The organism is Mesorhizobium sp. M0910 (assembly GCF_040319465.1).
In the GTDB taxonomy this organism is placed as follows: domain Bacteria; phylum Pseudomonadota; class Alphaproteobacteria; order Rhizobiales; family Rhizobiaceae; genus Mesorhizobium.
On the sequence record NZ_JAMYNZ010000002.1, the window covers coordinates 20,928 to 31,937 of the forward strand.

Below are 11,010 nucleotides of genomic sequence, written 5' to 3' on the forward strand. Positions count from 1 at the left end.
ATCTTACTGTACCGTCTGGACGGTCTTGTCAATTCCGCCTAAGCTAATGAATGGGGAACGATTGATGAAGGTCCGCAGAGCAAATTCGCGCGAAAAAATTCTCGCTGCCGCCGCCGCGGTGGCGCGCGAGACGGGTCCTGGCAGCCTGTCGCTGGACGCTGTTGCCAGCCGTGCCGGCGTGTCGAAGGGTGGTCTTCTCTACAATTTCCCGACCAAGGCGAAATTGATGCAGGCGCTGGTGGAGGATTATCTCAGCGCATTCCAACAGGCGCTGGAGGCCGCCCGCAAGAACAGCGGCAGCGGCGAGAGCCCGCTCGCCGCCTATATCAGGCTCTCGGCCGAGCATGCCGAGGAGTCGAAGCCATCGGCATCCTGGATATTTTCGGCAATCGCCGAGGATCCCGACTTCCTGACGCCGATAAAATCGTTCAGGCGGCAGGTGTTCGAACGGCTGAAGGCGGAGACGCCGAACCTCAAGGCGCTGCTGGTCTGCTATCTCGCCATCGAGGGACTTCGCAGCATGAATCTGTTCGGTTCGGATATTCTTTCCGCCGACGAGCGCCGGCTGCTGATATCGACCCTGCTGGAGATCGCGGAATAGTCTAGGAATACGCCGGCCGGGTTCAGTTGCCTCGACTGTCGGGATGTGGCTGGAGCGAGGTGCCGTCCACTTGGGGCAGAGTGAGCTCCACGCTTTGGACCTACGCTCCACGCTTTCCGAAAATCGGTTCCGATTTTCGGGCCGATGCGCTAGAGCCTTTCGGGATTGACCCGAGCTGCCTTCAACCCGGAAAGGCTCCCACCGCTGCCCATGCCCCATCTTCCCAAGCATCTTCTCACCGGCTACCGCAGTTTCATGAGCGGCCGCTATCTCACCGAAAGCGGCCGTTATCGCTCGCTGGCGCGGGAGGGCCAGGCACCCGAAACGATGATCGTCGCCTGCTGCGATTCGCGGGCCGCGCCCGAAGCGATCTTCGACGCCGGGCCCGGCGAGCTGTTCGTGCTGCGCAATGTCGGCAATCTGGTGCCGCCCTATGCGCCCGACGATCAGTTCCACTCGACATCGGCAGCGCTCGAATTTGCCGTGCAGAGCCTCAAGGTCAAGAACATCGTGGTGATGGGCCACGGCCGCTGCGGCGGCATCCGCGCGGCACTCGACACCACGGCCGCACCCCTGTCGCCGGGCGATTTCATCGGCAAGTGGATGAGCCTGATCGCGCCTGCGGCCGAGACCGTATCGTCCAGCACCTTCATGACCGCGACCGAGCGCCAGACGGCGCTGGAGCGCATCTCGATCCGCTATTCCATAGCCAATCTGCGCACCTTCCCTTGTGTTTCGATCCTCGAAGGCAAGGGGCGGCTGTCGCTGCACGGTGCCTGGTTCGATATTTCGACCGGCGAGCTTTGGGTGATGAACAAGGACACAGGCGATTTCGAGCGGCCGGAGACGGAGTAGGAGACGAGGCATGATGCGAGCTCGGTTCGCGTTCGCGGCGGCGGTATTGCTGTGCTCAGCAAATATCGTCCGCGCCGACGATAGCGCGATCATAGACCGCTGGTATTCGGCACTGCTGGTCGCCGACCGCACCGAATTGTCGGACCTGCTCGCCGACAATGTCCGCATCAAGCTCGACGACCTCGGCGTCGTGCAAAGCAAGCAGGAATTCATCGCCTCGATCGCCGAGTGGCAGGGCGCCGTCGCCGGGGCCGAAATCCGCCACCGGATCGAGAAGACGGAGGGCGGCGTCACCACTGTGATCGCCTGCTATGATTTTCCCAGCAACGACATGCTGATGCAGGAGACTTTCGCGGTCGCCAACGACCAGATCAGCGCCAGTTCGCAAGCCGCGATCGCCGAAAATTGCGACGGTTACTGACGGAACCATGAACTGGGGCCGCTGTTGCGCGCAACCGGCCGACGCCTTACATCGGTGACGATCCATCTCCTCCCGCCACTCAGCGAAAGTTTGCCCATGCCATCCGCCGTCGACCTCGCCGCCCATCCGCTGACCGCATGGCAAGGGCCGCTCGGCCTGCCCGATTTCACGCGCATCGGCGATGGCGATTTTTCTCCGGTCTTCGACGCGGCCCTGAAGGCGCATGAAGCCGAGATCGAGGCGATTGCCGGCAACACCGGGACGCCGACCATCGAAAACACGCTTGCCGCGCTCGAGCTTGCCGGCGAGGCTCTCGACCATGTCTCGTCGATCTTCTGGTGCCGCGCCGGCGCCCACACCAACGAGGCGATCCAGGCGCTGGAGCGCGACATCTCGCCGAAGATGTCGCGGCACTTCTCGGCAATCTCGATGAACGAACGCCTGTTCGCCCGCATCGACCACCTGCATCAGCGCCGCGATGCTTTGAAGCTCGATGCCGAAACGCTGCGGGTCTTGGAAAAGACCTGGAAAAACTTCGTTCGCTCCGGCGCCATGCTCGACGCCGAAGGCAAGAGGCGGCTGGCCTCGATCAACGAGGAATTGTCGTCGCTCGGCACCAATTTCGGCCAGAACGTGCTTGCCGACGAGCGCGACTGGGCGTTGTTCCTCGACGAAGCCGACCTTGCCGGCCTGCCGGAATTCCTGAAGAGCTCGATGGCGGAAGCCGCCGAGATGCGCGGCCAGAAGGGCCGCTACGCCGTCACTCTGTCGCGTTCGATCTACGAGCCGTTCTCGACCTTCTCAGAACGCCGCGATCTGCGCGAGACAGCGTTCCGCGCCTTCATCATGCGTGGTCAGAATGGCGGCGCTGCCGACAACACGGAAGTGGTGCGCGAGATGCTGCGGCTGCGCGCCGAGAAGGCGAAGCTGCTCGGCTATGCTTCCTACGCCGCATTGAAGCTCGACGATACTATGGCCAAGACGCCGGAGGCGGTGCACGCGCTGCTCGATCCGGTCTGGGAAAAGGCGGTGGAAAAGGCCGCAAGCGACCAAGCCGAATTGCAGCGGCTGGCGGCCGAGGCCGGCAGCAACGAGAAATTCGCCGCCTGGGACTGGCGCTTCTATCAGGAGAAGCTGCGCGCAGAGAAATTCGCCTTCGACGAGGCCGAGCTGAAGCCGTACCTGCAGCTAGACCGCATCATCGACGCCTGTTTCGATGTGGCAACACGATTGTTCGGCATTTCTTTCGAAGAAAAGAAGGGCATTGCCACCTGGCATCCGGACGCACGTGTTTTCGTGGTGAAGAACGCCGACGGCAGCGAGCGCGGCCTGTTCCTCGCCGACTATTTCGCGCGGCCTTCGAAGCGCTCCGGCGCCTGGATGAGCGCGCTGAAATCCGGTTACAGGCTTGGCCCTGGCTCGAAGCCGGTCATCTACAACATCATGAACTTCGCCAAGCCGCCGGCCGGCGAGGCAGCCTTGCTGTCGGTCGATGAAGCCAAGACGCTGTTCCACGAATTCGGTCATGCTCTGCACGGCATGCTGACCGACGTCACTTGGCCGTCGGTCGCTGGCACCTCGGTCAGCCGCGATTTCGTCGAACTGCCTTCGCAGCTTTACGAGCACTGGCTGACGGTACCGGCGGTGCTGGAAAAACATGCGCTGCATGTCAAGACCGGCAAGCCGATGCCAAAGGCGCTGGTCGACAAGATGCTGGCGGCGCGCACCTTCGGCGCGGGCTTCGCCACGGTCGAGTTCACTGCCTCGGCGTTGGTCGACATGGCTTACCACGCCCGGCCGGATGCACCGGACCAGCCGCTTCGTTTCGAAGCCGAAACGCTGGAACGGCTTAACATGCCCGATACCATCGCCATGCGTCACCGCACCCCGCATTTCGGCCACATCTTTGCCGGCGACGGCTATTCGGCCGGCTATTATTCCTACATGTGGTCGGAAGTGCTCGATGCCGACGCCTTCGCCGCCTTCGAGGAGACGGGCGATCCGTTCAATCCAGCGCTGGCCGAGCGGCTGCGCAAGAACATCTACGCCGCTGGCGGCTCGAAGGATCCCGAAGAACTCTACACCGCCTTCCGCGGCAAGATGCCTTCACCGGAAGCAATGATGGCCAAGCGCGGACTGGTGTGATGCGTGCCCGCTCTTGTCACGGTTCTCTTCTATCCTGATTGATGTCGGCCGTCATGGCGTCGGGTTGCGCGCCGCCTGATCCGGTTCTGTCGGTCCCGGCTCGGCCTCGCTGGCTGCGGCAGTGTCGTTGAGGTGACTGCCCGCTATGCTGATCGGCCGCTGGCGCATCCGGACCGCCTTGTGACGACCGCTACGGAAATAAATCTCTCAGTCGCGAACGTCAGCCCCGCCAACGGAAGGCGGGGCTGGTAAGTTGATTGTCCCGGCAAGCTTTTTTGCCGGGGCGATTGGCCTAGACTAGGCAGGCACAAAGCCAAAATAGGCTTTGTAGGACGCCCCTTCGCCGGAAATCAGGGGCGTTTCCACTTTGAACCCAATCCCGCTGAAGGTGGTATTGTTCGTACGTGCCGCGAGCAACACCATCTGCTTTGCGGAGATGGTCACTGTCGCGCTCCCGATCCTGTCATCGCCCCAATCGAAGAGATCGCTGATGGCGCCGCCGATCGATGGCATCAAGGATCCCAGGGCCGGGCCGGCTATTGCGGCAATGATAGGTCCTGCCACCGGAATGAGGCCCAAAGCCAGCGTACCCGCCGTATGGACGCCCATCACGACCTTCTGCACTTCGTCCTTGTACTTGTTTGGATCGCCGAAATCGTTTTCCATCAGCACCGTACCGATATTGATGCCGTAGGGCTTGCCTCGATAGACCTCCATCAGGTCGGGTCTCGTATCTCCCGCATCGACGTCGCCATAGACCTGGCTGCGCTTGGTGTCGGCCATCTGCGGCGTTGTCACGCCGACGATGACATAGGGCTCGTCCGCACTCGACCCCTGATCCCAGTCGGTCTCGCCGAAGCAATGGAGGCCGGTATAGTGGACGACGACATCTCGAAGGTCGATCGCGCCGGTGTCGGGCCACCAGTATATGCCGCCGTTTTCAAACAGATTGGCACGGCCACCGTCGGCAAATTCGGTCTCGTCGGTGGTTGGGTACCCCAGATATGACTGTTCCCAGCCCAGGCTTTCCCACTTCTTGCGGATGTCACCGTACACCACGTTGGCTCCGGTGTTCGGTGTCCAGTAGATCGAGCCGGCATTGGCAAAATGGTTGTAGCGCCCGACGCCGTCGGGAGTTCCGGTTTCGTCGGTGACCGGATAGCCGAGAACCGAGCGCTCCCAGCCCATTGCTGCCCATTTGCTGCGAATTGCCCCCCAAATCGCTTGAGCACCGGTATTCGGTGTCCAGTAGATCGAAGCGGTATTGTTGTTGAAGTGATTGTATCGCCCGACGCCGTCGGGAGTTCCGGTTTCGTCCGTGCAGGGAATGCCCCACGCGAGACCGCCAAGCGCAATCCATTTCCTGTAGATGTCGCCGTGGATCTCAAAGGCGTCGTGCATGGCATCGTTGTAACAAATGCATGAGCCGTTCTTGAGATACCAGGCTTTTCCAGTCTCCTTCCTGTCGATCTCGGCGAAGCCGGCGCCTCCAAGGGAGTTGTACTTTTGCTGTATGACAGCTTCGGGCGAGAGGAGCGACCAAGGCCCGATCCTGAGCTGGTCGGAAAGTCTTGTGGCTCCAGCGCGGATGGTGCCGGCACGCACTCTCGAAGTTGCTCTGGCAGTATACGGCATGACCTTTTCCTTCCTGTGAGTGTTGGTATCGGGGGCTTCAGGCCTCCGGCGATCGGTTTTGACCGACGGGCCGAGGTTCCCAGACCGCGACTTACGGACGGCTTACAGAGTTCCGAGCTGCGCCAGAGCAATTCCAGGAAAAGTGTGGAACGGTTTTCCGTCCGGAACTGCGAAAAAATAAAGAGATAGAGCGGTTCGGCGTTTCCGTGAAACGATGAACCGGTCTAGAGAAACGGGCGCACGAGCGAACGCAGCAAAGGCGAGGGCTCGTCATCGCCGGTCGAAGCGAGCGCGCGTTCATAGCGCCGGTAATCCTCGATGGCGCCGGCGTGGTCGTTTCTGGAGAGGCTCTCCTGGATGAGCGTGCCATGGAGTTTGGCCGATTCCGGGTAGAAATCGAGCGCACGCCGGCACGCTTGGCGTGCCCGATCTGCGTTGCCTCGGCTCTGCCAGTGTTTGGCGATCCGCACGGCAAGCTCCACCAACCCGTCCCGCACCCGGTCGGCCGCGGCGTTCGACCAGGCGGGCGTCGGGCCATTCGAGAAAAGCGGGCCGACAAAGCCTTCCAGCAGCATCTCCTGCTCCTCGATTGCGCTGTCTCTTTGGCCCGACAGAACGGGTTTCAGCCGGTCTTCCCAATCCTGCAGATCGATCCAGACCTTGTCGGCAGCGAGCCGCAAACGGCCTTCTCTCAGCGTTACGAGTTCGCCTTGCCCGAGCAATTTGCGCAGACGATGCAGCGCCTGCTCCAAGGCCGCTTTGGCCTGGTCGCCGTCGAGGTCGGGCCAGAGCCAATCCTGCAGGGTTTCCACCGAACAGACCTGATCCCTCGACAGGCAGATAATGCGCAATATGTCGAGAGCGCGGGTAGGTTTGGCACCGGGCGCGACCTCGGCGCCATCGATCTCGAGGCGGAAGCCTCCCATCAAGTGTATCCTGAGCGGCCAAGGCCACTGGGCGGGGCGACCAGCGGGCGGGACCAGATATCGCGCCCGAACGACGCGGCGGCAGAGATCGACATCGATCTTTCGCTCCAGCGCATCGGCGATCAGCTCGGCTAGCAAGTCCGGCAGGTTGAGCAAGATCGCCGAGGGATTGACCTGGCGCAACGCCTCCATGAACTCAGCCAGACGACTGCCATAGGACGCGCCGCCGTTCCACTTCTGCTCCAGGGCCTGAGCGGCCAGAATGTTGAGTTCGACGCGCTGGCGAGGGCCGCCGCTCAGCCTTTCGACGATTTCCTGGAGTAGCGCAATGGCCTCCGCTGGACGCCGATCGGCCAGCAGGACCTGGTATTTGGTGACGTAATGCGGCCAGCGTTCGATCATCGGCTCATTCGCCCGCTCGATCGCATCCATGAAGGCATCGCAGTCGAGATAAGCCTTGACGAAGTCGCCGTTGCGCGTGTGCATCGCCGCGTGGCAGTCGGCGACTACAGCGACCTGGGTTGTGAACCTGCTGTCCGCGATCTCGCCCAGCCGGGAGACGAGCGCATTGAATTCCGAGAACCTGTTGTGAAGCTTCATCAGCAATTGAAGCTGATAGAGGGCGCTGAACTCGACGCCCCGTAAGGCGTGCTGCTCGCCTATCGCCGTTGCGCGTCGCAACGCATCCTCGGCCGAGGCATAGACAAAACCGCGCCGCGAATAGGGGAAGTAACGGCCGCTGGCCGAGCCAAAGGACACCAGCCACATGCCGAGCACCAGCGGCGGGATATCCGGATGTTCGAGATCGGCGGCAACGCTGTCCACGGCATTGGCAAAAATGTCGCGCTGCCCCGACGAGGTCGCGTAGTCGATGAGCGCTTCGCTTGCCAGCAGGCGCAACTCGACCGAATCCTCGATCGGCAGATGTGTCAGGCGCTGCTGGATATCATTCACCAGGCGCTTCGCGTCATGGGCGTCGAATTCGCCAGGTTCGGCGAAATCGACGGCCCGCAGGATGCCGAGCCTGACCATCATGAGTTCCTCCGGATCCAACTCCGGGAATCCCCTGGCAAGAACCTGTGAGGCTCGGCGCGTCCAATCCGCCAGCCCCTCATGCGTACGCCAGCTGGCGGTCTTGACTACGACCGCCCGCGCCACCGTCAGGCATTGGCCGCGCATGTCGGTGTTCTCGAATGCTTGCCATGCCTTGGAGAAGTGCGGTTCGGCCTTCGCATCGTCCGATGCGAAGGCGACGCCCAGCCAATAATGGACCCACCCGTCCATCTGGTCGGGGGGCAGCCTGTTGCACCATTCGACGAAGCTGGCCCTGCGCCCTTGCGAGAGAACGCCGTTAGCGCACTCCAGAATGAGCTGGCGTGCCAGCGGCCAGGCGCCCGCCTGTAACGCCAGCACGATTGCCGCGTCGGTTTTGTCTGCCTCGTGCAGGACCTTTGCTGCCTGCTCGCGCAGCCTGGAACGGTCCGCTTCCGTCACGCGCCGGTCCAGTAGGCCGGCAAGGTATTCGCGCAACAAGTCATGCAGCTGGAAGGCGGCGCCGCCCGGACCGTCGCGGGTGATCAGCAGCTGGCGATGCTGCAGCCGCACCAGCAGGCGAGCAGCCTGCGGCGAGCCCAGAAACGCATCGGCAAGCTCCGTGCTGATCTCCGGCAGAACGTTGAGCCTGATAAGCAGATCCTGGTCCTCCGGCGCGATGTCGCGCAGGAAATAACGTCCGACAATCTCCCGAAGGCCGGCGCCTCCGGCGAGGCCGGTCTGCGAAAGCGGGTAGTACATTCCGGCGTTGGCCAGCAGGAGAAGGCCCACCGCCCAGCCGCGCGCCTCCGAAATGTCGCCGACCTCGGACGGCGATTGCGAGCGGGCGGTGACGAGGTTGCGAGCCTCCGCAGGCGAAAACTCCAGCAGCGTTTGGTTGAGCACCGGCAACTGTCCCGACAGCACGAGATCGGCGACATCGCCCTCGGGCAGCATCCGCGATGTGCAGATGCAGCGGACGGTGTTGGGGCGTTCGCGCAACAGGATCGCCAGCGTCCGGCGAAAGCCTGGCGCATCGGCACGATGCAGATCGTCGAGGACCAGGATCGTGCCCGGATCAAGCCGCGAGAAATAGGTGCGGAAGAACAGCCGCGCGAAATCGTCGGAATTGTCGGCATATTCCGGACCAAACACCGGCATGCCGGCATGCGTGCCGTCGAGCGACAGCGTCAGATAGTGGAAAAGGCGCGCAACGTCCTGGTCCTCGGTGTCGACCCGATACCAGTTGTACGCCGATTCGCCTTGCTTCAGCCCGCCTTGTTCCAGCCCGCCGTGTTCCAGAAAGTCGATCACCGCGGTGGTCTTGCCGTATCCACCAGGCGCAGCCAGCCAGCATGCACCGCTGTCGAGGGCCCGCGAAAGCAGCGCCACTACGCGCGGACGGCTGACAATTCCCACTGGCCGGGGTGCCGAGAGCTTTGCTATCTCGCGCGGCGCGTCCCGGAAGGATTTATCCATTGTGAGGACTCTCGCAGCGCAGTCGCCTCGCGAAAACAGGTAATCGGTTCGCCCGCAACAACAAATCGCCGGCCGGCGTTGTGCTCGTCTGACGTGCCGTGCTCGCCGGCAAGGTCGCGGTTATCCCTTGTGCGACATGATATGCGAAACCCCGACACTCACGTCGGCGGTGTGTCTTGCCATCACTGCGTTCATTCGCATTGCAATCGTCGCATAGCCGTTTCGTTCGTGGTCGGTAACTTCCGAGGGCTTGAAGAGCCAAGGAAGGGGTGCAACCTGCGCGTCCGCGAAATTGGCCGGCAGGTTCGATGGCAACGCTTTTTTCCCTAAAGGCAGCTCTAGCCCAAGGTCGCTAAATTCCTCCTCGAGACTGGCGTGCAGATGAGAAAGCACCACATAGATCGCCAGCTTTGATCTAGTCCTTTCTGTGTTGTTTTGATTGTACTCTTGAAGAACCTCATCGAACGATGGCGATACGTCGCTTTCCGCAGCGGTGGCTCGTGTTGCAACAACACCGGCCAGGGCAGTCGCTGCCATTCCTGTAAGACCTACAAAATCACGCCTTGTCGCGCTGGTCATGGTGAATTCCCCTCGGTTTTGAAGACGGACCAAGTCTGGCAAGGACGAGGCGCAGTGGCAATAGGCCGCATACGCTACTGGTGTAGAGGGTCTTTACGTCGCCGATGTGAACCCACGCGGCAACGATAGTGCCAAGCCGGCAGAGGCCCGCGATGCATTCGCGAGCTTCATCTGAAAGACGCCGTGAATCCAAGGAGGATTTCCTTGGAATTCATCCAGGCAAAGGGTCCGAAAAAATCCGCTGGTGGAGCTGAGGAGGATCGAACTCCTGACCTCGTCATTGCGAACGACGCGCTCTCCCAGCTGAGCTACAGCCCCGTCCAGCGGATGGGGCTTTTATCGGCCGCTGCGGTTTCCTGTCAAGGCTGCGCTTGCTGCCGAAATGCCGCTCGGCCGTTCGTACGCCCTCGCCCATGCGGCAGAACGCGGCTCTTGCCGCTTTCCCCTACAGTGGCTACATGTCGGCAACAATCGGAGACCGGCATGATCGCCCTCATTCAGACCATTGTCATGGCGCTTGACCTTTACTGGTGGATCATCATCGCCTCGGCGATATTTTCCTGGCTCTACGCCTTCAACGTCGTCAACTCCCGCAACCAGTTCGTCGACACCATCAGCAACATGCTCTATCGGCTGACCGAGCCGGCGCTTCGGCCGATCCGCCGCTTCATGCCCGACCTCGGCGGCATCGACATCTCGCCGATCATCCTGCTGCTGATCCTGTTCTTCATCCGGCAGTTCCTGCTCACCACCGTGCTTTCGCTGGTCGTCTGAGCCCAGGGCGTCCATGAGTGCGCCGTTCCGCACGCGCGCCGACGGCATCGACCTGTTCGTCCGGCTGACGCCGAAAGCGGCAATGGACAGGCTCGAGGGGCCCGAAACGACCGCGGATGGGCGAAGCCATCTGAAGGCTCGCGTCCGCGCCGTGCCGGAAAACGGCGCCGCCAATCGAGCGCTGGAAAGGCTGGTCGCCAAGGCGCTTGGCGTGGCCGCTTCGGCCGTCTCGATCGTCGCCGGCGGCACCGCTCGGCTGAAGACGGTCCGTGTGCTTGGCGATCCCGCGGCGCTGGTGAAACGCATCGATACGCTGGGCACGCCCGCGCCATGATCTCGGCTCGCTAACCAACCCCGTAGAAAAAAGGCCGGGCTGCAAAGCCCGGCCAGATGTGAAGGTCGAAAACCTTCAGAGGGGAACGCGCCGGACGAATGGGAGGAAACATCCGGCGCAGCGTGCATATGGGTCGGCATCGCTGACGTTTCAATGACGGGGAACGACAATAACAGCTTGGTGAAACCAGGCGGTGGATGTCGATGAACGCCTGGGATTGGGGACCTGT

General features: G+C 62.0%; 9 protein-coding genes and 1 tRNA gene. 6 read left to right on the forward strand and 4 right to left on the reverse strand.

From position 1 onward, the window contains the following. Positions 1 to 64: 64 nt before the first annotated feature. From NKH78_RS03900 to NKH78_RS03915, 4 genes are all read left to right on the forward strand, one after another. Positions 65 to 601, forward strand: coding sequence for a TetR/AcrR family transcriptional regulator (locus NKH78_RS03900; RefSeq protein WP_352509081.1), 537 nt, complete (start codon positions 65 to 67; stop codon positions 599 to 601). A gap of 210 nt (positions 602 to 811) precedes the next feature. Beyond that, positions 812 to 1,456, forward strand: a complete 645-nt coding sequence (locus tag NKH78_RS03905) for a carbonic anhydrase (protein WP_352882026.1) — start codon at positions 812 to 814, stop codon at positions 1,454 to 1,456. A 13-nt stretch (positions 1,457 to 1,469) separates the two neighbouring features. After that, positions 1,470 to 1,877 carry a nuclear transport factor 2 family protein gene (locus NKH78_RS03910; RefSeq protein WP_352740841.1) on the forward strand — a complete coding sequence of 136 codons (408 nt, stop codon included), beginning with the start codon at positions 1,470 to 1,472 and terminating at the stop codon, positions 1,875 to 1,877. 90 nt (positions 1,878 to 1,967) lie between these two features. Continuing rightward, positions 1,968 to 4,022 (forward strand): M3 family metallopeptidase, encoded by a 2,055-nt coding sequence (locus tag NKH78_RS03915; protein ID WP_352740829.1) that lies wholly within the window; start codon positions 1,968 to 1,970, stop codon positions 4,020 to 4,022. A gap of 297 nt (positions 4,023 to 4,319) precedes the next feature. On the opposite strand, the gene NKH78_RS03920 is transcribed toward NKH78_RS03915, so the two are convergent. The 4 genes from NKH78_RS03920 to NKH78_RS03935 form a co-directional block, all read right to left on the reverse strand. Then, a complete protein-coding gene (locus NKH78_RS03920) occupies positions 4,320 to 5,657 on the reverse strand; it encodes an LGFP repeat-containing protein (RefSeq protein ID WP_352740831.1) in 1,338 nt (445 codons plus the stop codon). A gap of 224 nt (positions 5,658 to 5,881) precedes the next feature. Beyond that, positions 5,882 to 9,094: an AfsR/SARP family transcriptional regulator gene (locus tag NKH78_RS03925; protein WP_352778805.1), complete on the reverse strand. Its 3,213-nt coding sequence runs from the start codon at positions 9,092 to 9,094 to the stop codon at positions 5,882 to 5,884. A 120-nt stretch (positions 9,095 to 9,214) separates the two neighbouring features. Beyond that, positions 9,215 to 9,673, reverse strand: a complete 459-nt coding sequence (locus NKH78_RS03930) for a hypothetical protein (protein WP_352741049.1) — start codon at positions 9,671 to 9,673, stop codon at positions 9,215 to 9,217. Between the two features lie 242 nt (positions 9,674 to 9,915). Beyond that, positions 9,916 to 9,991: transfer RNA gene (locus NKH78_RS03935), tRNA-Ala, on the reverse strand. Positions 9,992 to 10,156: 165 nt separating this feature from the next. Between NKH78_RS03935 and NKH78_RS03940 the strand changes: the two genes are divergently transcribed. Both NKH78_RS03940 and NKH78_RS03945 read left to right on the forward strand, forming a co-directional pair. Continuing rightward, positions 10,157 to 10,447, forward strand: a complete 291-nt coding sequence (locus NKH78_RS03940; protein WP_023678162.1) for a YggT family protein — start codon at positions 10,157 to 10,159, stop codon at positions 10,445 to 10,447. A gap of 13 nt (positions 10,448 to 10,460) precedes the next feature. Then, on the forward strand, positions 10,461 to 10,781 hold the full coding sequence (locus NKH78_RS03945) for a DUF167 family protein (RefSeq protein ID WP_352741051.1): 321 nt from the start codon (positions 10,461 to 10,463) through the stop codon (positions 10,779 to 10,781). Positions 10,782 to 11,010 lie beyond the last annotated feature (229 nt).